The sequence below is a fragment of the Micromonospora sp. NPDC049107 genome (assembly GCF_040648595.1).
In the GTDB taxonomy this organism is placed as follows: Bacteria; Actinomycetota; Actinomycetes; order Mycobacteriales; family Micromonosporaceae; genus Micromonospora.
The window spans coordinates 226,166-249,284 of record NZ_JBEZEC010000001.1; the positions used below are offsets into that span (position 1 = coordinate 226,166).

The 23,119-nt window shown below is 72.9% G+C and carries 14 protein-coding genes; 9 read left to right on the forward strand and 5 right to left on the reverse strand.

The genetic code is table 11. The annotated features are described in order from the left end of the window. Positions 1–180 precede the first annotated feature (180 nt). Positions 181–1,173 carry a PaaX family transcriptional regulator C-terminal domain-containing protein gene (locus AB0B55_RS00930; protein ID WP_357169218.1) on the forward strand — a complete coding sequence of 331 codons (993 nt, stop codon included), beginning with the start codon at positions 181–183 and terminating at the stop codon, positions 1,171–1,173. Positions 1,174–1,250: 77 nt separating this feature from the next. Further along, positions 1,251–2,069 carry an SAM-dependent methyltransferase gene (locus AB0B55_RS00935; RefSeq protein ID WP_357169221.1) on the forward strand — a complete coding sequence of 273 codons (819 nt, stop codon included), beginning with the start codon at positions 1,251–1,253 and terminating at the stop codon, positions 2,067–2,069. A 34-nt stretch (positions 2,070–2,103) separates the two neighbouring features. On the opposite strand, the gene AB0B55_RS00940 is transcribed toward AB0B55_RS00935, so the two are convergent. Beyond that, positions 2,104–2,445, reverse strand: coding sequence for a metalloregulator ArsR/SmtB family transcription factor (locus AB0B55_RS00940; RefSeq protein ID WP_355240301.1), 342 nt, complete (start codon positions 2,443–2,445; stop codon positions 2,104–2,106). A 219-nt stretch (positions 2,446–2,664) separates the two neighbouring features. Next, positions 2,665–3,510: an SDR family oxidoreductase gene (locus AB0B55_RS00945; RefSeq protein ID WP_357125580.1), complete on the reverse strand. Its 846-nt coding sequence runs from the start codon at positions 3,508–3,510 to the stop codon at positions 2,665–2,667. Positions 3,511–3,608: 98 nt separating this feature from the next. Here AB0B55_RS00945 and AB0B55_RS00950 point away from each other — a divergent pair, with 98 nt between their 5' ends. Next, the gene (locus AB0B55_RS00950; protein WP_357125583.1) at positions 3,609–4,076 is read left to right on the forward strand and encodes a MarR family transcriptional regulator; all 468 of its coding nucleotides are present in this window, start codon (positions 3,609–3,611) and stop codon (positions 4,074–4,076) included. A 47-nt stretch (positions 4,077–4,123) separates the two neighbouring features. On the opposite strand, the gene AB0B55_RS00955 is transcribed toward AB0B55_RS00950, so the two are convergent. Beyond that, on the reverse strand, positions 4,124–5,587 hold the full coding sequence (locus tag AB0B55_RS00955; RefSeq protein ID WP_357125586.1) for a PepSY domain-containing protein: 1,464 nt from the start codon (positions 5,585–5,587) through the stop codon (positions 4,124–4,126). Between the two features lie 141 nt (positions 5,588–5,728). Next, entirely contained in the window at positions 5,729–6,772 is a 1,044-nt protein-coding gene (locus tag AB0B55_RS00960) for a polysaccharide deacetylase family protein (RefSeq protein WP_357125589.1), read from the reverse strand. Positions 6,773–7,837: 1,065 nt separating this feature from the next. Between AB0B55_RS00960 and AB0B55_RS00965 the strand changes: the two genes are divergently transcribed. Both AB0B55_RS00965 and AB0B55_RS00970 read left to right on the forward strand, forming a co-directional pair. Further along, positions 7,838–9,904, forward strand: coding sequence for a PQQ-dependent sugar dehydrogenase (locus AB0B55_RS00965; RefSeq protein ID WP_357125592.1), 2,067 nt, complete (start codon positions 7,838–7,840; stop codon positions 9,902–9,904). Positions 9,905–10,080: 176 nt separating this feature from the next. Beyond that, a complete protein-coding gene (locus AB0B55_RS00970) occupies positions 10,081–11,154 on the forward strand; it encodes a glycerophosphodiester phosphodiesterase family protein (RefSeq protein WP_357125595.1) in 1,074 nt (357 codons plus the stop codon). Between the two features lie 153 nt (positions 11,155–11,307). On the opposite strand, the gene AB0B55_RS00975 is transcribed toward AB0B55_RS00970, so the two are convergent. Further along, a complete protein-coding gene (locus AB0B55_RS00975; RefSeq protein ID WP_357169224.1) occupies positions 11,308–13,605 on the reverse strand; it encodes a BTAD domain-containing putative transcriptional regulator in 2,298 nt (765 codons plus the stop codon). Positions 13,606–13,903: 298 nt separating this feature from the next. Here AB0B55_RS00975 and AB0B55_RS00980 point away from each other — a divergent pair, with 298 nt between their 5' ends. From AB0B55_RS00980 to AB0B55_RS00995, 4 genes are read left to right on the forward strand one after another with little or no spacing between them, the layout of a single operon-like run. Beyond that, positions 13,904–16,396: an amino acid adenylation domain-containing protein gene (locus AB0B55_RS00980; protein WP_357169226.1), complete on the forward strand. Its 2,493-nt coding sequence runs from the start codon at positions 13,904–13,906 to the stop codon at positions 16,394–16,396. Then, positions 16,393–19,680, forward strand: coding sequence for an amino acid adenylation domain-containing protein (locus tag AB0B55_RS00985; protein WP_357169229.1), 3,288 nt, complete (start codon positions 16,393–16,395; stop codon positions 19,678–19,680). Before AB0B55_RS00980 ends, AB0B55_RS00985 begins: the two co-directional genes overlap by 4 nt. Continuing rightward, positions 19,677–22,766 carry a type I polyketide synthase gene (locus tag AB0B55_RS00990; protein ID WP_357169232.1) on the forward strand — a complete coding sequence of 1,030 codons (3,090 nt, stop codon included), beginning with the start codon at positions 19,677–19,679 and terminating at the stop codon, positions 22,764–22,766. Before AB0B55_RS00985 ends, AB0B55_RS00990 begins: the two co-directional genes overlap by 4 nt. After that, complete coding sequence (locus AB0B55_RS00995; RefSeq protein WP_355048249.1) at positions 22,759–22,950, forward strand: MbtH family protein; 192 nt, start codon at positions 22,759–22,761, stop codon at positions 22,948–22,950. The genes AB0B55_RS00990 and AB0B55_RS00995 overlap by 8 nt, the downstream gene beginning before the upstream one ends. Positions 22,951–23,119 lie beyond the last annotated feature (169 nt).

Consider the following 23,119-nt stretch of genomic DNA (forward strand, 5'->3'; position numbering starts at 1 on the left):
CACTACGTGTGCTCGCCCTGTGCCCGGCTGCGTACGGCGTCGCGTAGCAGATAGTGTTCCTCGCGGTCGCTGAAGTGTCAATCGATGCACCTCGATCGAATGGCGTTGGTGCCGACGCCGCCGCCCGGGTGGCGGCGTCTACAGTCGGTGCACCGTCCCTGAGTCGAGCCGGGAGCGCCTGTGGCAAACCCCTTCCCGATCGAGGAGATCTATCCCGACGACGGGGACGAGCCGCCGCGACTGCCCCGGCGGCAGGCCGGCAGCTCCCCGCAGGACCTCGCGGTGACCCTGCTGGCCGACTACACGCTGCGGACCCGTGCGCGGGTTCCGTCCGCAGCCCTCGTCGCGCTGCTCGCCGAGTCCGGTGTGAGTACGGCCGGCGCGCGTGCCGCGATCAGCCGGTTGGCCCGGCGCGGTGTGCTGGAGGGCAGCCGGGAGGGTCGACGCAGCTCCTACCGGCTCAGCCGGGCCGCCGCCGCGAACCTGTCCAGCGGCGGGAGTTGGATCCTGGCCGCGACCACCGAGGTGGTCGCGTGGGACGGCTGCTGGACCATCGTCGCCTTCTCCCTGCCCCAGGACCGTGGCGCGCAGCGGCGGGCCCTGCGCGGCCAACTCCGCTGGCTCGGGTACGCGCCCCTGTACGACGGGCTGTGGATCTCGCCGTACGAGCTGAGCCCGCAGGGCAGAGCCCAGATCGCCCGGTTCACCCGGGGCGCCGTCACGGTGTTCCGGGGACGGCAGGCCGACCTTGACGCCATCGCCCAGCGCTCTCCGATCGACGCCTGGGACATCGAGGCGATCGGCCGGCACTACGAGGAGTTCCTTCGGCGGTGGACGCCTCTGGTGCCGCAGGCGCGGTCGGAGCGCGTCGACGGCGCGGCGGCCGTGCGAACGCGTACCGAGGTCATGGACACCTTCCGCCGCTTTCCGACCCTCGACCCGCGGCTGCCCCTGGACCTCCTGCCGGCCGGATGGCTCCGGCGGCCGGCGCGGGAACTCTTCGAGGCCATCTACGACGGCCTCGCCGCGCCCGCCGAGCGGCACGTCCGAGCGGTCGTCGCCCGGTTCGCCGAGGAGGCGCAGTCCGGCATCCGGGCGCACACCGCCGCCGACATCCTCGCCGGGGTACGCGGCGTCGAGCCGGCCGAGGCAGGCGAGGGCTGCGCCTCCTGAGCGCGGCGTCGGCGGGCATTCGCCTCGCCGCCGAGGTGTGTACCTTGTGGAGGATGCGCAGCGATGGGGGAGGCCGGATGACATCGCACGGCGGACACCCGGCGGCCACCGACCGGATCGACACCTCGGTCGCGCACCCGGCGCGCAGGTACAACTACCTGCTGGGCGGCAAGGACAACTTCGCTGCCGACCGGGCGTCCGGTGACGCCCTCGCGGCGGCGATGCCCACCATCCGGCTCGCCGCGATCGAGAATCGGATGTTCCTGCAACGCGCGGTGCGCTTCCTGGCCCAGCGCGGTGTCCGGCAGTTCCTGGACATCGGGACCGGCATCCCGACCGCCGACAACACCCACGAGGTCGCGCAGGCCGTCGACCCGTCGGCGCGTGTCGTCTACGTCGACAATGACCCGATCGTCCTCGCCCACGCCCGCGCGCTGTTGTCCAGCACGCCCGAGGGGCGGACGGCGTACCTCGACGCCGACCTGCGCGCGCCGGCCGGGATCCTCGCCCATCCCGACCTGCGCGCGACGTTGGACCTGGCGCAGCCCGTCGCGTTGATGCTGGTGGCCATCCTGCACTTCGTCCGCGACGACGAGGACCCCAAGGGCATCCTGGATCGGCTCGTCGCCGCGCTGCCGTCCGGCAGCTACGTGGTCGCCTCACACGTCACCTGGGAGCATCTGCCGCCTGCGGTCACCGCCGGGTTGGCCGCCAACAATCGCGACGGCCGCTTCCAGGCGCGCAGCACCGAGCAGTTCGCGGCCCTGTTGGACGGGCTGGAACTCGTCGAGCCGGGCATCGTCTCGGTGGCGCGGTGGCACGCCGACGACGCGCCGCAGCCGCGTCCGTCCGCGCAGGACGTGTCGTTCAACGGCGCGGTCGCCCGCGTCCGCTGACGGCCAGCGTCACCGTCGCCGACGAGGCGACCGCTCAGCGGGTCTTTTTGGTCGGCCTCTTGCGGGGCGGGGTCAGCAGGTCGGCTATCGCCGCGATCGCCGAGGGCACGATGCGGTAATAGGCCCAGACCCCACGCTTCTCCCGCTCGATCAGCCCGGCCTCGGTGAGAATCCGCAGGTGATGGCTCACGGTCGGCTGAGAGAGGTTGAGCGGCGCGGTGAGGTCGGTGACCGAGGCCTCGCCCTCCGGGGCGGCCTGGATCAGGCTGAGCAGGCGCAGTCGGGCCGGATCGGCGAACGCCTTCAGCACCCCGGCGAGCCGTTCGGCGTCGGCGCGCTTGATCGGCTCACCGGCGAGGGGCGAGATGGCAGGCATGGCGGTATTGGCAGTTCCCACGACAGTCATCGTTCCACCAATTTGTCGGTTCGAGCGGCTGAACCGGACAAATCGCCGAACCGATGATGTGCTTCGCGCGACACCGACGCGTTGGCCGCCGCTGATGCGCTCTCCGGCACGGCCACCGGAGAGCGCATCGCCCCGCTGCGGCGTCCGGGTCGCGGAGCCGTGCCGGCCGCAGCGCGCCGGCGCGACGGCTCAGGCCGCCGCGAGCCGCTCGCGGTGGTCGTGCGCGAACTCGGCGAAGGTTCGCGGCGGTCGGCCGGTCACCCGGGCGACGTGGTCGTTGGTGAAGTCGCCCCAGCCGCTGCCGTAGGCGACCCGGTACTCGGTGAGGACCTCCGCCGACCACTGGTCCAGACCGGCCGCGAGGAGCCCGTCACGCGTCTGCTCGGGGCTCTGCGGGAGGTACCGGACCGGGCGGTCGATCGTCCGGCTGATGTCCTGCGCCGCCTGGTCCAGGGTGATGCTCTCCGGGCCGGTGGGCGTGTAGATCATGCCCTCGTGCGGCCGCGGCGCGGCGAGGATCGCGGCCCCGACGGCGGCGATGTCCCGCGCGTCCACGAGGCCGACCCGCGCCGCGCCGAAGAGTCCGTAGAGCTGCTCGCCGGCCAGCGACCCAAGCAGGTTCTGCATGAAGTAACTCGGTCGCAGGATCGTCCAGGGGATGCCGGACGCCTGTACCTCGGCGTCGGACAGCGCGTGCAGGCGGCCGTTGCGGGTGGGGGCGTCGTGCGCGGCGCCGATCGCGGAGAGCCGGACGATGTGCTGCACGCCGGCCTGCCGCGCGGCCCAGACCGCGTTCATACTCTGACTGGGCGCGATCGGGCCCATCGGAGTGAGCAGCCACAGGGTGCGTACGCCCTCGAACGCCTGCGTCAGCGTCGAGGGGCGGTCCAGGTCGCCGACGACGTACTCGACGCCGTCGAGCGCGGATGCTCGCGACGGGTCCCGCACGAGCGCCCGTACCTGCTCGCTGCCGGCGAGTTCGCGCAGCACCTCCCGCGAGACCGTGCCGGTCGCTCCGGTGATCAGAATGGTCATGGTCGTCCTCCGGATTCGCGCGGACCCGGACGGGCCCGCTGGTCACCGGTGAGACGTTATAGTCCAAAACTTGTACCGTCCAATGATTGGACCAAAATATGAAGCGCAGCACACGTAAGGAGCAGGATCCCGACCTCGGCATCCTGGCCGTGCAGCTCTCCGGGCGTGTCCAGCGGGAGATCTTCACGCGCGCCGCCGATTACGGCTTCGACGACGTGCGACCCCGCCATGGCGCCGTCCTGGCCTACCTGGATCCGGAGGGGACGCGCCCCGGCGAGCTGGCGCGACTGGCCGGGCGGAACAAGCAGACGATGGGCGCGATCCTCGACGAGCTGGAACGGCTCGGCTACGTGCGACGTACGCCAGACCCGGCCGACCGCCGGGCGAAACTGATCGTGCCGACCGAGCGGGGGCTCCGGCTCATGGAGGCGTCCGACGACTTCGTGGCGGCGATCGAACGGCAACTCTCCGACGCGCTCGGCCCCGACCGGTACGCGGAGTTCCGCACCGCCCTGCGCGGCAGCCTGGCGGCCCTTCCGAACGGCGGCGACGACACCGAAGGCTGAAGGCCCCCGGAGGCCGGGGCCGGCCCGACCCACTCGGGTCCGACGGGTCAGCTCCCGGCCGGCGCCGGGGAGACGGGCATGGCGTCGGGACGCCGACGCCGGGACACCACGCCCGCGACGACGTCGACGACTCCGAAGGCGAGCAGGCTGAGGCCGAACAGGGGTAGGGCCCAACCCACCGCCACGGTCGCCGCCGCGCCGAGCAGCACCGCCCACCAGGGCAGCCGGCGTACGCCTCCACGGGCCGGCGGTGCGCCGACGAGCGCGCGACGGTCGGCGCGGGTCGGCCGGCGCTGCCACCACATGCGGTAACCCCAGACGACGACGCAGAGCAGCCCGAGGGCCAGCGCGGCGAGCAGGATCTGGTTGACCGGGCCGAAGAGGACACCCATGTGGGCCTGGGTGCCGAGGCCGCTCAGTTTCGCCAGGAGAGGCCAGTCGGCGAAGTCGCTGCGGGCGGTGATCATCGCGCTGGTGGGGTCGACGGCGACCCGGTCCTTCGCGACCGGCCAGGTGTTGTCGATCTGCGTGACGGTCCACGCGGTGCCCGCCTCTGCCGGGGTCATCTCGACCGGGCCGGAGAGGTCGGCCGTACGAGCAGCCGTCAGGACCCGGTCGAAGGCCGCCGGGTCGACGACCCCTTCCGCCGGGGCGTCCCCATGGTGGTGGCCGCCGCCGCTCTCGGCGGGGACGGCGGTGAGGCTGGTGGAGATCTCGGGGGAGCGGGCGTCGAGGGCGTCGAGGCCGGCGCCGAAGTTGGCTCCGGCGTAGCGGGACCAGGTCAGGCCGGTCACCGAGAGGAACAGCAGGCCGACGACCAGCCAGACGCCGGTCGTGGCGTGCCATCCCCGGGTACGGCGGACACCCCTGCCGGTGGACAGGTTCGGCACGAACAGGTGCCGGGCGGCGGACCGGGAGGCGCTGCGTCGTCGCCACCACAGGAGCAGGCCGCCGAGGGCCAGCACCCAGAGCCAACTCGCCGCCAGCTCCGAGTAGTGCCGGCCCACCACGCCGAGGTGCAGGTTGCGGTGCAGGTCGTCCAGCCAGGTGGTGGCCGGCGTGGAGCCGAACCAGGTGGTGAGCTGACCTCGGACCTCGGCGGTGTACGGGTCGACGTAGACGGTGTGCACCTTCTCGCCGAGCTCGGGCAGGGAGAACGCCACCCGGGTGGTCCGGTCGCCGTCCCCGGGCTGGACGGTGGCGATGGTGCCGGTGGGGTGCGCGGCGCGGGCGGCGGCGATCTGGTCGGCGAGGGGGAGTGGACGGTCACCCCGCGCGGCCACGGTCAACTGGTCGCCGTAGAGCGCGCCGTCCAGTTGCGGCGCGACCGTGTAGGCGAGCCCGGTCAGCGCGGCGACCACGAGGAACGGCGCGACGAGGATGCCGGCGTAGAAGTGCAGCCGGACCAGCAGCGCACCGAACGGCGAGGTGCGCCGGGTCGGCTGGGTCGGGGGTTCCGCCGGGATGGACTCCTCCGGCGTCGGCGTGCCGGACAGCTCGGTCAGTGACATGTCTGGTAGTCGCGACATCGGCCGGTGTGGTTCCCGCCACTTCCGGATCGGACCGGGGTCGCGGCGGCGGCGTGGGCCGCGGTCAGGGGACGTGTCCCGCGTGGCGCTGCCGTGGCCGCCACGCGGGACGCGTCCGGGGTGTCAGCCGGCGCTACAGGAGCGGATCTGTGGTCGGGCGCTGCTGTTGCCGTTGAACATCGTGGTGAAGCCGAAGGTGTTGCCGCTGCCGTTGGACCGCACGGTCATCACCGTGCCGCTGCTGTCCCAGCTGGCGTTGCCGTTCCAGACGGTGGAGACGCGCTGCGGCGAGGTGAGGGCGATGACCACGGTCCAGGTGTTGCTGCCGCTGACCGTCACCGAGGTGTTGTACCGGTCGCCCCACACGTTGGGGGTCGACGCGGTGGCGGTGCAGGATCCGCCGCTGGGCGGTGGGGTCGTCGCGCTGGGGGGCGGCGTGGTGCCGCTCGGCGGCGGGGTGGCCCCGTCGGGCGCGACCGCCCGGCCGGTGGACGGCGAGATCATGCCCGGGCAGAGGTTGCGGCTGGTCAGGTTGGCCATGATCTGCCCGATGGCGTCCCGGGTGTTCTGGATGCCGTCGTGCATGAGGATGACCTGACCAGCCTGGAGGCGGCTGGCGTTCGACACGATCTGGCTGACGCTGGCGCCGTTCCAGTCCTGGGAGTCGACGTCCCAGATCACCTGCCGCATCCCGAGCGAGGAGGCGACCGACTGAAGGGTGGAGTTGGTCTCCCCGTACGGAGGCCGGAACAACTGGGGTCGGACGCCGGTCGCCGACTGGATGGCCGAACTCGTCTGGGACAGGTCGGACTGCATCTGGGACTGACTCATCGACGTCATGTGGGCGTGGTTCCAGCTGTGGTTACCGACCCACATGCCGGCGGACACCTGCGCCTGCGCCGCCGACCGGTTGTTCTGCACGTTCTGCCCGACGTTGAACATGGTGGCCCGTACGCCGTTGGCCCGCAGCACGTTCAGCAGAGCGCTGGTGCTGCCGGTCGGGCCGTCATCGAAGGTGAGGCCGACGTAGCCGTTGCAGGTGGCGGCGTTCGACGGGGTGGCGGTGGCCGCGACGACGGCGCACGCCGCGGCGGCGGTGACGAGGATGGACAGCGCCGCCCGTAGTGGCCTGGACCGTACGAGCGTGCCAGCGGAGACAGTGCTCATCTGTGCCCCTTCTACCGGCCCGGTCCCGTCCCGGTGTGGAAGGAGAGCACGGTCCGGACGTGGTTGGTGGTGGGTGGGAGATCGACGGCTACCCCACGGACACCGGGTGCATCGATCACGGTGGATCGGAGTATCGCAGCGCAAATTCGAGGCCGTCAATAAGTTCCGGAAGTCCTCCGATAGCGCCGCAGGGCCGTCGCAGCGCGGTCATCCTGGTGCCGAGCAGTGGCGATCCACCTGCGGCGATGCGCGGACCGCAGGCGCGTCGGCTGCCGAAGGTCGAGCGTCGATCACGGTGATCCGGAAATTCATCGGAACTATCGGCGTCAATCAGATCGCCTGACGAGGTTCTGCAACGTCGGTTGTGAGTTCAATCTCCTGGCCAGTGTCAGGGCCAGCGAAGACGGCTATTGGTTGGCACCCGCGTGCCGTCTGACCTTTCGCAAACTTTCCGAGAAACGTTGACATCGCAGTTCCGCCGTACCAATACTTTCGCCACCGACGGACCTCGATGAGCGTCGATCAAGGTCGTCCACGGCGACCCGAGCGCCGGCCGCTGTTGGCGGGGCGGGCCGGCCGACGCCATCGCGGCGCACGACGTCGGTACGCGCAGGGATCCATCCGCCGGGAGGCCCGCCCGGTCGGGTGGAGACTGCGCTGCGGGGCCGCCCGGAGCGGCGGACCGGGCGGTCCGGCTCGGCGCCGACAGGCGCTGGTGGCGCGGCGGTTGCTGGGCCGCCGCGCCACGCCGCGCCGCCATGCCGGCCCACCACACCACGCCGCCGCGAGCGGGCCCCGCCACACCACGCCGCCGCGAGCAGGCCCCACCACGCCGCACCCCGCGCAGGCCCCGCCACGCCGTGTCGCTGCACCATTACGCCGCATGAAGGCCGATCCGTGGAGAGCCGGCTTTGTTGACGCGGTTTGTCCTCGATCGAACGAGATCGTTGACATGTGTCGGGAATCCATCTTTGATGGTCGATGTTGCCTTCTCGTCGGTCTGGTCGGGCGCTGGGTCGCCCGGCGTCGGGTCGGGCCGGTCGATGCCCCGACCTTGGAGGACGGATGAGCATTTTCGCGCGGCTCAGACCACGACGGCTCCTGCCGCCGGTGACCGTGGCGGTGCTGGTGGCCGTGACGCTCGGCGTGCCGGCGTCGGCGGCCGGTCCGTCGACGATCGTCGGCGCGGCGTCCGGCCGATGCCTGGACGTGGTGGGCGGCGGCCGGACCGCCGGCACCGGGATCAATATCTATGACTGCGGCGGACAGGCCAACCAGGCGTGGACCCTCACCGCGGCCGGCGAGTTGCGGGTCTACGACGCGACGATGTGCCTGGACGTCGTCGGGCAGGACACCACCGCGCCGGCCGCCGTGCAGATCTACGGCTGCACCGGCGGGGCGAACCAGCGCTGGCAGATCAACACCAACGGGACCATCGTCGGCGTCCAGTCGGGACTCTGCCTGGACGTGACGGGTGGCGGCACCGCCAACAGCACGACGGTCGGTCTCTGGACCTGTAACGGGCAGGCCAACCAGCGCTGGACGTCGTCGTTCGGCAGCGCCGACAGCCAGCCACCCACGCCGCCCGGCAACGCCCGGGTCAGCGGTCTGACCTGCAACTCGGTGACGTTCGCCTGGAACGCCTCGACGGACAACGTGGCGGTGGCGTACTACGACATCTACCACGACGGCCAGCTGATGACGTCGGTGAGCGCAAGCACCCTGTCCGCCAACCTCACCGTCGTGCCCGGCGCGACCTGGGGCCTCTACGTCAACGCGCGGGACGCCGCCGGCAACGTGTCGCAGGCCAGCTCCACCGTGACGATCACCCCGCCGCAGTGCCAGGCCGACACGGTGCCGCCGAGCACGCCGACGCAGCTCACGGGCAGCGCCTCGGGCACCACCGTCACCCTGCGCTGGACCGCGTCCAGCGACAACGTCGGGGTCCGGGCGTACGACATCTACCGCGGTGGCGTGAAGATCGGCGCCGTGACCGGCGCTCCGCCGGTGACCACCTTCACCGACAGCGGCCTGGCGGCGAACACCACCTACCAGTACCAGGTGGCGGCCCGCGACGGGCAGGACAACGCCTCCTCGCGCAGCGCCTCCGTCGCGGTGAGCACCGGTGCCACCTGCGCCAACCCGGTGTGCACGGTGCGCCAGGTCACGACCGACACCGACGTTCCGTGGGGGCTGGTGACGCTGCCGGACGGGACCGTCCTGTACAACCGCCGCGACGCGCACGACATCATCCAGCTCGACCCGGCCACGGGGGCGAAGACCACCGTCGGCACCGTGCCGAACGTGCAGAGCACCGACGGCGAGGGTGGACTGATGGGCCTCGCGATCTCGTCGAGCTTCGCCAGCGACCGGTGGCTCTACATCATGCACACCTCGCCGAGCGACAACCGGATCGTGCGGATCAAGCTGGAGAACGGCAGGCTCACCACCTCCGGCGAACAGGTCCTGCTGAGCGGGATCCGGCGTAACAAGTACCACAACGGCGGCCGGCTGCGGTTCGGCCCGGACGGCAAGCTCTACGCGAGCACCGGCGACGCGCAGAACGGCGCGTACGCCCAGGATCGTGCCGCTCTGGAGGGCAAGATCCTTCGCCTCAACCCGGACGGCAGCGTCCCGAGTGACAACCCGTTCGGCAACCACGTGTGGAGCTACGGGCACCGCAATCCGCAGGGGCTCGCGTTCGACTCGCAGGGCCGCCTGTGGGAGCAGGAGTTCGGTAACTCGATCATGGACGAGACGAACCTGATCACCAAGGGTGGGAACTACGGCTGGCCGGCCTGCGAGGGCACCAGCGGCACCTGCGGCACCGCCGGTTACCTCGCGCCGGCGCGCACCTACCCGACCGCCGAGGGCTCCTGCTCCGGCATCACGATCGTGCGCGACGCCCTCTACGTCGCCTGCGCTCGTGGCGCGCGGATGTACCGCGCCGTGATCAGCGGCAGCAGCCTGACGAACGTGCAGACGTACTTCAGCGGCACCTACGGTCGGCTGCGCACCGTGGAGCCGGCCCCGGGCGGGGGTCTGTGGCTGACCACCACCAACACCGGTGACAAGGACAGCACCCCGAACAACAGCAACGAGCGCGTCCTGCACGTCACCCTCGGCGGTTAGCCGTGGGGCGTTCGCCGACGGTCACCGCATCGACAGGGCGGCCGTCGGCGAACGGCAGGTGCTTCTGAGGTTCGGCGAGCGTTCACGCTCCGCACGCGGCGAGGTCATCGGGGCCGACCGTCTCCCACCTAGCGTGGCCAGCGCATCTGCACCTGAAGAGCTGAGGTTCTCGTACCATGTCCCTGCGTCACATTCTGGCGGGCCTCGTCGTCCTGCCCGCGCTCGCCGTTCCGGTGGCCGCGCACGCGTCGACCGTCGACAGTGCCAACGCGCTGCTCCCGCAGAAGACCCACTTCGACCTCCAGGCGCACCGCGGTGGCATCGGCATGACCACCGAGGAGTCGCTGGAGGGCTTCGCCAAGGCCCTGCGCCTCGGTGTCACCACCCTGGAGATGGACACCCAGATCACCAAGGACCAGAAGGTCGTGGTCAACCACGACCGCCAGGTCAGCGCGCAGAAGTGCGCCGACACCGCGCCGGTCACGGCCGGCGACCCGATGTACCCGTACGTCGGCAAGTACCTCAAGGACCTCACCCTCGCCCAGGTCAAGACCATGGACTGCGGCTACCAGCAGCTCCCGGGCTTTCCCGAGCAGGAGCAGGTCAAGGGCTTCCGGATGGTCGAGTTGAGGGACGTCCTCGACCTCGTCAAGAGCTACCGGGCGAAGCAGGTCACCCTCAACATCGAGACGAAGGTCGAGGCGGGAGCACCCGAGCAGACCGCGCCCCGAGAGCTGTTCGTCCGGCGCGTCTTCGAGGAGATCCACGCCTCCGGCCTCGAGAAGCAGGTCACCATCCAGTCGTTCGACTGGGGCGCGTTGAAGGAAATGCACCGGCTCGCGCCGAAGTGGCCGCTGGTGGCCCTGACGAACTACGACTTCCTCCAGGTCGGCAAGCCCGGCGCGTCCCCCTGGCTCGGTGGGATCGACGCCGACGACTACGACGGTGACTTCGTCAAGGCGGCCGCCGCCATCCCCGGCGTCACCGCCCTGTCGCCGAACTACGGTTTCCCGCAGAACGGCACCATCGCCGACCCGAACTTCCGCTTCTACCCCGACGCCACCATGATCGCGGAGGCGCACGCCCGTGGCCTGAAGGTCATCCCGTGGACCTGCGACGACCCAGCCACCGTGTCCGCGCTGATGGACATGGGTGTCGACGGGATCATCACCAACTATCCCAACCGGGTGCGGGCGATCATGGCCGAGCGCGGCATGCGCCTGCCCAAGAGCTACCAGCCCCGCCACTGATCGGGTCTGCCCCGATCCGCGAACCGCCACCGGGTCGGGGCATCCCACTCTGTGACAGGTGACATCACGGAGAAGGGACCCCCATACGTGTCATCGCCGGAACCCGCCTGGACCTGCTCGCGGTGAGCCCGCAGGGTCACCCACGAGCGCCGGTCAGGCTGGATGCTCGATGAGCCTCCTCGACGTCCGCTGCGCCGGGACACCGGCCGGACGGCCCGCGTCCACCTCTGCCGTCCACGGGGGCTGCGCGTCGGGAGTCCGCCACCGGGCGACCCGCGCCTCCGGCGCAGCCGCCGAGTCCGCGTGCTGCCCGGTGTCGGCGTCCGTCCCCGGGCAGCCCGCCGGGGCGATGCCCAGCTCCCGCATCCGCTCGACGTACGTGCGGTAGCGGCGTTGCGCCTCGCCGTGCCGCCCGGCCGAGCGCAGTACCTGCACCAACTCCAGGTGGGCGTCCTCGTCGTACGGGTCGCGGTGCACCAGCCGCATCAGGTAGACGAGCTTCTGGTCGGTGTCCGGGGTGTGCTGGGCCAGGGCCCGCAGCACACTGGTGTGGGCGGCCTGCGCCTCCTCCCGCAGCGGCTGGGCCCAGTCCTCGTACGGGTCGTCGGAGAGGAAGTCCCCGCCGTACAACTCGTCGGCGCGCATCAGCGCGCGGGACGTGTCGGGGTGCCCGGCCCGTAGGGCGGCCTGTGCCTCCTCGGCCGCGGTGAGGAACGTCTCGACGTCCACGTCGATCACGTCGAGGTCGATCGCCACCGAACCCCGGTCGGCCAGGACTGCCCCCCGACCGCTGGTGCGATGACCGGTGCTGAGCACCCGACGCAGCGTGGACAGCAGCACCGACAGTCGGTTCGCGGTGCGCGACGGTGACTCGTCCGGCCAGAGCAGCTCCATCAGCCGGGCCCGGGGCACGGCGCGGCCCCGGTGCGCGACGAGGATCTTCAGCAGGTCCCGGGCCTTCTTGGACTGCCACTCGCCGTACGGGACGACGGCGCCGGCCCGGAACACCCGGAAGTCGCCGAGGGTGTGGATGACCACCGCCGGTACGCGCAGTGTGATCGCGCTGAGCCCGTCGGCGACGCCCGGGTCGAGGCGTACCCCGCAGCGGCGCAGTTTCTGTTCGGCGCCCTCGGCGCCGCGACGGGCCTGCCGACCCTGCAGGCGTGCGGCGATCAGCCGGACGGTGGCCTCCTCGGCCGGGTCGCCCAGCTCTCGGCAGAGCGCCGCCGCGTCGTCGAGCAGCCCGGCGGACGCGCGTGGGTCGTCCGCCGCGAGCACGGTGAGCTGAAGCGCCTCGATGAGGGTGGCGCGTCGCCGCCCGACGGTGGCCCCGGTACGGGCTTCGGCGGCGTCGAAGTGGGCGGCGGCGGTGTCGCCCCGCAGCAGCGCCACCCAGCCGCGCGCCAGCAGGGCGTACGGCCGTTCGAGCTCCCGGGCCAGGGTGACCGCCCGGTCGGCGAGGTCCTGCGCGGCGGCCAGGTCGTCGGCGGCGCGGATCCGCGCCAGCTCGGCGAGCACCCAGGCCGGCGAGGTGGGGCGTGACGGAGACGTGGCCATGGCGCTCAGGGCGCCCTCCAACGCCTGCCGGGCCTGGCGTGGCTCGCGCCGTCGGCGGTGCACCATGCCGAGGGCGGCCAGCGAGAACGCCTCGTCGGCGGTGACGCCCGCCAGCTCCCGCAGGCGAAGCCCGGCGGCGCCGTCGGCGAGCGCCTCCTCCAACCGTCCGAGCTGGCACTTCGCCACGGCGGCCAGGGTCAGCGCGTACGGCTCGTAGCCGGAGTCACCCGCCACCTCGGTCAGTCGTACGGCGGCCTCGGCCTGCCGCAGCGCGTCGGCGGCGTCGCCGGCCCGCAGCAGGTGGCCGGCCAGGTCCAGGTGGACCATCAGCCGGAACAGGTTGGCGTCGGCGCGGCGCAGCCCGTCGGTCGCCTCCGCCCGCCCGAGGGTCGCCGTCGGGTCGCCGGTGGCGGCGGCGAGCAGCACGACCACCCGGGCGTACGCCTGGTGGGCGGTCGGTACGCCGCACGCGTGGGCGGCGCGGGCCGCCTCCTCGACGTCGGTGCTGGCCCGCTCGATGTCGTCGTCGAGCAGGTGGTGCACCGCGGCGTGGCAGTACATCTGCACGGCGTGCGGCCCGGTCGCGCCGATCGGCGCGGTCGCCAGGAGGGCTGTCGCCAGGTGTGGTTCCCCGGCGAGGTGGTGCCGCAGCGCCGTGCGCCAGATCTGGGCGACCGGGACGTCGGCGTCTCCAGGGCGTACGGCGAGCAGGTCGGTCTGGGTGGCGAGCCACAGGTGCGCCGCCCTGCGGTCACCGGCGGCGGCGAGGTGGCGCAGCGTCCGCCCCGGATCACCACTCGTGGGTTGTCGTTCTGCTGTCGACGCGTCGCCTCCACCTTCGCTGCGAGCCGGCGGCGACGCGCGCCAGGCATGGTTGACATGGTCTCCGGACATGCACCGCTCCTGTGTTCTCTCGTGGAGGCTCAGGCGAGCGAAGAGACAACCGGGCCCTGCGAGTCGTCACCCGGCGTGGCTTCCCCCCGGCACGATCATTGCCTTCATCGAGCGGCATCGCCATAACCAAAAGAGTCGGTGTACTTACTGACTGCAATGCGCTATCGGCATAAAGCCGCGCTCAGGTTTCCCTCAGGTCGCCGCAACGGCACCCGAACTGTCCGTACAAGCAACTGGCACGGGCGCGGGCCAGACTCTCGGTCATTGCGTGTCACCCGCCGATCGGAGCTGAGATCCGATGACCGAACAGACAATTCTTCCTGTCCTTTCCGCCTTCTGGGAGCGGCAGCTCGCCGCCCTCCCGGACCCGCCGGACCTGCCCTTCCCGCCGACGGCAGACCCGCCCGGCGACGCCCGAGTTGACCTGGGCGAGGAGGTCGAGCCGCAGGTCAGCGTGTTGGCCGGCCTGTTCGCGCTGCTGCACCGCTGGGTCGGTGGTCGGGATCTGCTCGCCGCGACGCCGGCCGCCCCGACCGACGGTGGACGCTGGCTGCCGGTCCGGGTTCGGCTGCCCGAGGATCCCACCTGGACCGAGCTGCGGGACCTGGTCCGAACGGCGCTACGTGAAGCCCGGGCGCATGACAGGGAATTGCCCGAAACTCCTCTCGGCTATCGGCCGGTGGTATCGATCGGCTCCGATCAACCGCCGCCCGGTAATCGTGGTGTGTTGCGGCTGCTGATCGACGACGCCGACGAACGGCCGACGGCCACGGTGGCCGGACACCCGCACGTCGCGTCGATCGCGGCGGCCCTTGCCGTCCTGCTCGACCGGGCGCGGGAACGCCCCGGGGCGCGGCTGTCCGACCTACCGCTGCTCGACCCGGCGACCGAACGGCGGGTGGTGCGTGACTGGAACGCCACCGACACCGCCTATCCGCGCGAGTCGTCGGTGCCCGCGCTGTTCGCCGAGTGGGCCCGGCGAACCCCGGACGCGCCCGCGCTGCGCGACGACAACCAGAGGCTCGACTACCGCGAGGTGGACCGGCGCGCCAACCACCTGGCCGGGCGTCTGCTCCGGCGCGGCATCGGCGCCGAGACGATCGTCGGGATCTGCCTCGCCGACACCACGACCTGGGTGGTCGCCGCCCTGGCGACGCTCAAGGTGGGCGCCGCGTACCTGCCGCTGGACCCGGGTTACCCGCCGGAGCGGCTGGCGCTGATGTGCCAGGACGCCGCGCCGGGCGTCATCCTGCACGCCGCCGCGCTGGCCGACCGGCTTCCCGACGACGGCACGCCCCGGATCGCTGTGGACCGCCTGCCGACCGACGACGGCCCGGCCCAGCCCCCGGCGGTGACGGTTCACCCCGACCAACTCGCGTACGTCATGTACACGTCGGGATCCACCGGCCGCCCCAAGGGCACCGGCGTCAGCCACCGCAACATCGTCCGGCTGGTCCGCGACACCACCTTCATCGACGTGCGCCCCGACGACGTGATGGGGCAGGCCGCCACGATGTCGTTCGACGCGGCCACGCTGGAGGTCTGGGGCGCGCTGCTCAACGGCGCCTGCCTCGCGGACCTGGACATCAACGACGTGATCGTGCCGGACCGGCTCCGCGCCCGGCTGCGCGACACCGGCGTGACGATGATGTTCCTGGCCACCTCCGTGGCCCGGCAGGTGGCGACCGAGGCGCCGGACGCCCTGGCCGCGCTGCGCTACCTGACCTTCGGTGGCGAACAGGCCGACCGGACCGCCGTGGAGCGGCTGCGGGCGGCGTGCCCGGACACGACGCTCGTCAACGGGTACGGCCCGACCGAGGCGACCACCTACAGCACCACGTACGACTGCGCCCGGCTCACCGCCGCGGACCCGGTCGTGCCGATCGGCGGTCCGATCGCCAACACCCGGGTGTACGTGCTGGACCGTCTCCTGCGACCGGTACCGCCCGGCGTGCTGGGCGAGCTGTTCATCGGCGGCGACGGCGTGGCCCGTGGTTACCTCGGCCGCCCCGACGCGACGGCCGAGACGTTCGTGCCCGACCCGTTCGGCCCCCGCGCCGGGGGCCGGCTCTACCGCACCGGGGACGTGGTCCGGCAGCGCCCGGACGGGTTGATCGAGTTCGTCGGCCGGTCCGACCACCAGGTGAAGATTCGTGGGTACCGGGTCGAGCCGGGGGAGGTGACCGAGGCGCTGCGCCGCGGCGGGCTGGTTCGCGACGCGATCGTGCGCGCCGATCGCGACGCCGCCGGTGACGCCCGGCTGGTCGCGTACGTCGTGCCCGACGAGGAAGTGGGCGTCGCGGCGATCCGGGAACGGGCCCGCGAGCAACTGCCCGACCACCTGGTGCCGGCCGTGTTCGTGGTGCTGCCCCGGCTGCCGCTCAACCGCAACGGCAAGGTGGACGTCGCGGCGCTGCCCGCCCCCGACGCCACCCCGGCAGCCGACGACGACGCTCCCCGTACGCCCACCGAGCGGGCGGTGACCGAGATCTGGCAGGACGTCCTCGGCGTGCCGGTGCGCCGCCGCGCCGACGACTTCTTCGACCTGGGTGGACGGTCCCTCAAGGCGACCCGGGTCCGCTCCCGGCTCGCCGCCGCGATCGGCGCGGAGGTGCCGTTGCGGCTGATCTTCGACCACCCGACGGTTGCCGCGCTGGCCGCCGCGTTGGACGAGATCGGTGGCACGCCCGCCGAGTCCGCCGATCCGGTCGCGCCGGTCGTGCTGGACGGGCCGCCCCCCGCCGATCTCGCGGGCCTGCTCGACCAGCTCGAACAGGACGCCGCCCGATGATCGGCGCGCTCACCCCCGCCCAGTTGCGCCAGCGCGTGGAGGCCCTGCCACCCGAGCGGCGGCGGACGTTCCTCGCGGCGATCCGCGCGGACGGCGACCGGTACGGCATCCACCCGCTCACCGCCGCCCAGGAGTGGATGCTCCTGCTGGCCCAGCTCCGACCGGACAGCCCCGCCTACCACGTGCCGTACCGGGTGGACCTGCGCGGTGACCTGGACGTGGCCGCGTTACGCGGCGCGCTCGACGAGATCGTGGCGCGGCACGAGGCGCTGCGCACGGTCTTCGTGCCGCTGGACGGCCAGTCGTACCAGCTGGTCCTGCCGGCGACCGGTCTGCCGCTCACGGTGGTGGACGTCGCGCCGGAGCGGATCGACGGGTACGCCGCCGCCGAGGCGGTACGCCCGTTCGACCTGTCCCGGGGGCCACTGGTGCGCGCCACCCTGTGCCGCACCGGCCCGGATGACTTCTCGCTGCTGCTCAGCCTGCACCACGTGGTCTGCGACGGCTGGAGCATGGGTCTGCTCTTCGAGGAGTTGTCGGCGGCGTACGCGGCCCTGCGGGAGGGCCGTGCCGTGGCGTTGCCGACGGTCCCCCGGGACGTGCCGGCGGCGCTGGCCCAGGACCGGCTGCTCGGCCCGACCGAGCTGGCCCGGCGGCTCGACTGGTGGCGTGACGCGCTGGCCGGCGCGCCGCCCGGTCTCGACCTGCCCACCGACCGGCCCCGTCCGGTGGAGCTGGAGGACGCCGGCCACGAGATCGAATTCTCCTGGCCTCCCGGGTTGGCCGACCGGGTGGCCGAGGCGCAACGACGCACCGGCGCGACCCCGTACATGATCTTCGCGGCGGCCTGGGCGGCGTTGCTGCACCGTCGCAGCCAGCAGTCGGACCTGCTCATCGCCACGCCGGTGGCCAACCGTCAGACGATCGACAGCGAGACTGCCGTCGGTTTCTTCGTCAACACCCTGGTGCTGCGCAGTCGGGTCGACGGTGGACTGACGTTCGCCGCGCTGCTGGACCGGCTCCGCGACTCGGCGCTGACCGCGCTGACCGATCCGGTGCCCTTCGACGCCCTGGTGCAGGAGCTGCGCCCGGTCCGCGATCCCGGCCGTCATCCCCTCGCTCAGGTCATGTTCGCCGTCGAGGACGGCTGGGAACAGCGGCTGACGTTGCCCGGTGTGACCGTGCTGACCAGCGGCGAGACGCACACCGGTACGTCCATGTTCGACCTGACGTTGACCGTCGTCGCACACGAGGGGCGGATCGACGGGCGGATCGAGTACCGGATGAGACTCTTCGACGAGTCCACCGCCCGCGCGCTCGCCGACCAGCTCGACACCCTGCTCATGGCCGCGCTCGCCGCCCCGGACACCCCGGTCGACCGGCTGCCGCTGCTCGACCCGGCCGCCGGTCGGGACCTGGTCGACCGCTGGGCCGCCACCGCGCCCGCGTCACCCGAGCAGCCGAGCCTGGGCGAACTGGTCGCCCGCCAGGCGAGGACGAACCCGGACGCGGTGGCGGTGGCGTACCGCGATCAGGCTGTCACCTACCGGGACCTGGACGCCCGGGCCGACCGCCTGGCCCGGACCTTCGCCGCCCGGGGTGTGCGGGACGAGACGACCGTCGGCGTCTGCCTGCCCGCCGGCCCCGACTGGGTGGTCACCTTCTTGGCCGTACTCCGATCGGGTGGGATGTACCTGCCCCTGTACCCGCAGCTACCGGCGGCCCGGCTGGCGCACCTGCTCGCCGACTCGGCCGCCGCGCTGGTGGTCACCACCGCCGACGCGCAGTTGGCGCTGCCGACCACCGACGTGCCGCTGCTGCGCCTCGACGAGCAACCGCCGGCCGTCGACGCCACGCTCCCGGCGCCCGTCCACCCCGACGCCGCCGCCTACCTGATCTACACGTCCGGCTCGACCGGGCTGCCGAAGGGCGTCATCGGCACCCACCGGGGGCTGGCCAACCTCGCCGAGGCGCAGGCCCGGCTGGTCGGCGTCCAGGCCGGCGACCGGGTCCTGCAGTTCCACTCGATCGGGTTCGACGTCGCGCTGTCCGACGTGGTCACCACGCTCACCGTCGGCGCGACCCTGCGCCTGCTCGGCCCGGACGAGCGCACACCCGGCCCCGACCTGGCCGCCGCGCTCGTCCGGCACCGCGTCACGGTCGCCGACCTGCCGCCGGTGGTCCTCGACGCGTTGGACCCCACCGCCCTGCCCGACCTGCGGGTACTCACCGTGGGTGGGGAACCCTGCGCGCCGGACGTCGCCGCCGCCTGGTCGCGCGGCCGGCTCCTGATCAACGGGTACGGCCCCACCGAGGCCACCGTCACCGCCACGGCCGCCCACTGCGCGCCCACCGACAGCGAGCTGCCGATCGGTCGCCCGCTGACCGGGGTACGCGCCTACGTCCTCGACACCGAGCTGCGGCCGGTACCGCCCGGGGTGCCCGGCGAGCTGCACCTCGGCGGCCTCGGCGTGGCCCGCGGCTACCACGGCGACGCCGCGCTCACGGCCGGACGCTTCCTGCCCGACCCGTACGCGCCGACGCCGGGGGCGCGCATGTACGCCACCGGTGACCTGGTCCGCTGGCGTGCCGACGGACAACTCGTCTTCCTCGGCCGGGCGGACAACCAAGTCAAGATCAACGGTTTCCGGATCGAGCTGGGTGAGGTGGAAGCCCACCTGCGGCAGCACCCGGGCGTACGCCGCGCCGCCGCCGTGGTGCGGACCGACTCGCCCGGTGGCCGACGACTCGTCGGCTACCTCGTGGGCGACGGGTTGGCGGTGGACGAGCTACGCCAGAGCCTGCTCCGGCGGCTGCCCCGCTACCTCGTGCCGAGCGCGTTCGTGGTGGTGCCCGACCTGCCGTTCACGTCCAGCGGCAAACTCGACGCGTCGCGTCTGCCGGCCCCCGCCGTGGCCCGCGCCGATCTCGGCGCCAGGTACGTGGCGCCCGACGGGGCCGTCGAACGGACCATCGCCGACACCTGGCGACAGGTGCTCGGGCTGGACGACGTCGGTGCGGACGACAACTTCTTCGACCTCGGGGGCACGTCCCTGCTGCTTGCACGGGTGCAGACCCGACTCGCCGACCGGCTGGGCCGACCGGTTCCGGCGGTGGAGCTGTTCCGCTACCCGACCGTCGCGCAGCTGGCCCGCTTCCTCGACGGCGGGTCCGCGCCCACGGCGACGCCGACCGGCGGCCGCCGACGAGACGAACGCAAGCAGGCGCTGGCCGACCGGGCCCGCCGGGCCCGCCCGGTGCCGGCGGGGGAGGGACGAGCGTGAGCGAGCAGGAGACCGGACTGGAGATCGCCATCGTCGGGATGGCCGGCCGCTTTCCGGGCGCGGCCGACGTCGACGAACTGTGGCGTCGGGTCCTCGCCGGACAGGAGACCATCACCCGGTTCACGGACGCGGAGTTGGCCGCCAACGGGCTGAGCGAACAGGAGCGGCGGCACCCCGACCACGTGCCGGCGCACGGCGCGCTGCCGGACGTCGACCGCTTCGACGCCGGCTTCTTCGGCTACTCGCCCCGCGACGCACGGCTGCTCGACCCGCAACAGCGGCTCTTCCTCCAAACGGCCTGGACCGCCCTGGAACGCGCCGGTCACCTCGCCGGTGACCCCGACCGGCTGGTCGGCGTGTACGCCGCCGCGGCGGCCAGCGGCTACCTCCTGCACCACCTGTTCCGCAATCCACGGCTCGACTCGGTCTCCGAGTACGAGCTGATGCTCGCCAACGACAAGGACTCGCTGCCCACCCGGGTGGCGTACCACCTGGACCTGCGGGGACCCGCCGTGGCCGTGCAGACGGCCTGCTCGTCGTCGCTCGTCGCCGTACACCTCGCCGCGCAGGCGCTGCTCGCCCGCGAATGCGACGTCGCGCTCGCCGGCGCGGCGCACATCCTGCTGCCCACCGGCACCGGCTACCGCCACGAGGTCGGCGGCATCATGTCCCGCGACGGGCACTGCCGGCCCTTCGACGTACGCGCCACCGGAACGGTGGGAGGCGACGGCGCCGCCGTGGTCGTCCTGCGCCGGCTGGCGGACGCCCGCGACGACGGCGACACGGTGTACGCCGTCATCCGGGGCTCCGCCATCAACAACGACGGCCGGGTGAAGGTCGGGTTCACCGCGCCCGGGGTGGACGGTCAGGTGGCCGCGATCCGGGCCGCCCAGGAGGTGGCCGAGGTCGACCCCGCCACCATCGGCTACGTCGAGGCGCACGGCACCGGCACCGAGCTGGGCGACCAGATCGAGCTACGCGCCCTGACCGAGGCGTTCCAGCACGCGGTCGGGGGTCGGGGCGCTGAGGGTCGGGGCGCTGGCGGGGGTCGGTGTGCGCTCGGCTCGGTCAAGTCGATCGTCGGTCACCTCGACGTCGCCGCCGGCGTCACCGGGCTGATCAAGGCCGCGTTGGCGCTGCACCACCGGGTGGTACCACCCAGCCCGTACTGCACCGAGCCGCACCCCGAGCTGGCCGGCGGCCCGTTCCGGGTGCCCACCGCGCCGCAGCCCTGGCCCGACCTGGGCGGACCGCCCCGCGCGGCGGTCAGCTCCTTCGGCATCGGGGGCACCAACGCCCACGTCGTGCTCCAGGCCGCCGAACCGGCGCGGCAACTCCCCGACGACGAGCGGTCCGCGCACGTGCTGGTGCTCTCCGCCCGGGACGCCGACGGGCTCGCTGAGGCCCGTAGCCAGCTCGCCACCCACCTGGAGGGGAACCCGGACGTGCCGCTGGCCGACGCCGCGTACACCCTGGCCCACACGCGACGGGCGTTCGGTCACCGCCTGGTCGCCGTCGCCCCGGACGCCCGCACCGCCGCCGCCCGGCTCGCCGACCGCGGCTCGTCGCTGGTCCGCACCGGCGTCGCCACCGGTACGCCGGCCGGTGTGGCGCTGCTCTTCCCCGGCCAGGGCGCGCAGTACGCGGGGATGGGCCGCACCCTGTACCGCGCCGAGCCGGTCTACCGGGCGGCCTTCGACCGCTGCGCCGAACTGCTGCGCCCGCACCTCGACGTGGACCTGCGCACGCTGCTCTGCCCACCCGGCGAACCGGTCCCGCCCGTACCGGAGCTGGATGAGACCCGACTCACCCAGCCGGCCCTGTTCGCTGTCGAGTACGCCCTCGCCGAGCTGCTGCGGCACCGTGGCGTACGTCCGGTCGCGATGGCGGGACACAGCCTCGGCGAGTACGTGGCCGCCTGCCTGGCCGGCGTTTTCACGCTGCCCGACGCGCTCGCCACCGTCGCCGTACGCGGTCGGCTCATGCAGGCGCAGAGCCCCGGCTCGATGCTGTCGGTGGCGCTCGGCGTCGACGAGGTGACGGCGCTGCTGCCCGACGGCGTGGAGGTGGCCGCCGCCAACGCGCCGCGCCTCGTCACCGTCTCCGGCGCGACGGCCGCCGTCGCCGCGTTCGCCGCCGACCTGCGGGGGCGCGGAGTGGCCTGCCGCGAGGTGCGTACCTCGCACGCGTTCCACTCGGCCATGATGGAGCCCGCCCTGGCCGGCTTCGCCGCGCACCTGCGCGAGGTTCCGCTCAGCCCGCCCGCCGTGCCGATCGTGTCGAACGTGACCGGACGCTGGCTCACCGACGACGAGGCCACCGACCCCGCCTACTGGGTGCGGCAGCTCCGCCGCCCGGTCAACTTCGCCGCCACCGCCGAACTGCTGCTGGGCGAGCGGTACGCGCTGCTGGAGGCCGGACCGGGCCGCACCCTGGCCACCCTCGTCCGTCAGCACGGGGCGGCCCGCGGTACGACGGTGCTGACCAGCCTGCCCGCCGACCGCACCCCGGCCGGGGAGGACGAGACGGTCGCGCTGGCCGTCGGTCGGCTCTGGCTCGCCGGGGCGCCCGTCGACTGGCCCACCGGACGACGGCGGGTGCCCCTGCCCACGTACCCGTTCGCCCGCGAGCGGCACTGGGTCGACGCGTACCGGCCCGGTCCGGTCACTCTCGGCGAGAGCGCGCCGGTCACCGCCGCCCCACCACCGACCACCCCGGACACCGCCGTCGCGCCAACCGACGATCCGTACGAGGTGGTGCGGCGGATCTGGGTGGACCTGCTCGGGGTGGACGAGGTCGGTCCCGACGACGACTTCTTCGAGCTGGGCGGCCACTCGCTGCTCGGCACCCGGGTGGTGGCGCGGCTGCGCGACGCGTTCGGCGTCGACCTGCCGCCCGCCGCGATCTTCGAGTCACCCACCCCCGCCGCGCTGGCGCGTACCGTCGCCGACCTGGCCCGGCCGGCTCCCGCCGTACCGGACGGGGACCTCACCGACCTGCTCGCGGAGATCCGGGCGCTCTCGCCCGAGAGTCTCGCCCGTGAGCTGCACCTGGCCCGACACGAGGAAGGCAACCCTGATGGCTGACGAACACCGCGTGGTGGTCAACGACGAGGAGCAGTACGCCCTGTGGCCCCGGCACCGGGAGGCGCCGGACGGATGGCGGGACGCGGGCTGCGCCGGCAGCCGCCAGGAGTGCCTGGACTTCGTCACGCGCACCTGGACCGACATGCGCCCCCGCAGCGTCCGCGAACACCTCGCCGCGAGCTGACGGCCGGTCACCGCCTCGCCGCGCGAAGCCGTCCGCCAGCCCGACGCTGGCCCGGCCTCAGCGCTGGCTCAGTCTCGGCGTTGGTCTGGGCCCGGCCTGGGCGGTGAGCCCGGTCGACGGAGGTAAGTGTCCGTGCTGCCTGTCGAGCTGCCCCAGAAGTGGGGCAGCC

Coding starts and splice junctions, on each gene's coding strand:
- AB0B55_RS00935 (WP_357169221.1), top strand. CDS start 1,251: ATGACATCGCACGGCGGACACCCGGCGGCCACCGACCGGATCGACACC.
- AB0B55_RS00940 (WP_355240301.1), bottom strand. CDS start 2,445: ATGCCTGCCATCTCGCCCCTCGCCGGTGAGCCGATCAAGCGCGCCGAC.
- AB0B55_RS00945 (WP_357125580.1), bottom strand. CDS start 3,510: ATGACCATTCTGATCACCGGAGCGACCGGCACGGTCTCGCGGGAGGTG.
- AB0B55_RS00950 (WP_357125583.1), top strand. CDS start 3,609: ATGAAGCGCAGCACACGTAAGGAGCAGGATCCCGACCTCGGCATCCTG.
- AB0B55_RS00955 (WP_357125586.1), bottom strand. CDS start 5,587: ATGTCACTGACCGAGCTGTCCGGCACGCCGACGCCGGAGGAGTCCATC.
- AB0B55_RS00960 (WP_357125589.1), bottom strand. CDS start 6,772: ATGAGCACTGTCTCCGCTGGCACGCTCGTACGGTCCAGGCCACTACGG.
- AB0B55_RS00965 (WP_357125592.1), top strand. CDS start 7,838: ATGAGCATTTTCGCGCGGCTCAGACCACGACGGCTCCTGCCGCCGGTG.
- AB0B55_RS00970 (WP_357125595.1), top strand. CDS start 10,081: ATGTCCCTGCGTCACATTCTGGCGGGCCTCGTCGTCCTGCCCGCGCTC.
- AB0B55_RS00975 (WP_357169224.1), bottom strand. CDS start 13,605: ATGTCCGGAGACCATGTCAACCATGCCTGGCGCGCGTCGCCGCCGGCT.
- AB0B55_RS00980 (WP_357169226.1), top strand. CDS start 13,904: ATGACCGAACAGACAATTCTTCCTGTCCTTTCCGCCTTCTGGGAGCGG.
- AB0B55_RS00985 (WP_357169229.1), top strand. CDS start 16,393: ATGATCGGCGCGCTCACCCCCGCCCAGTTGCGCCAGCGCGTGGAGGCC.
- AB0B55_RS00995 (WP_355048249.1), top strand. CDS start 22,759: ATGGCTGACGAACACCGCGTGGTGGTCAACGACGAGGAGCAGTACGCC.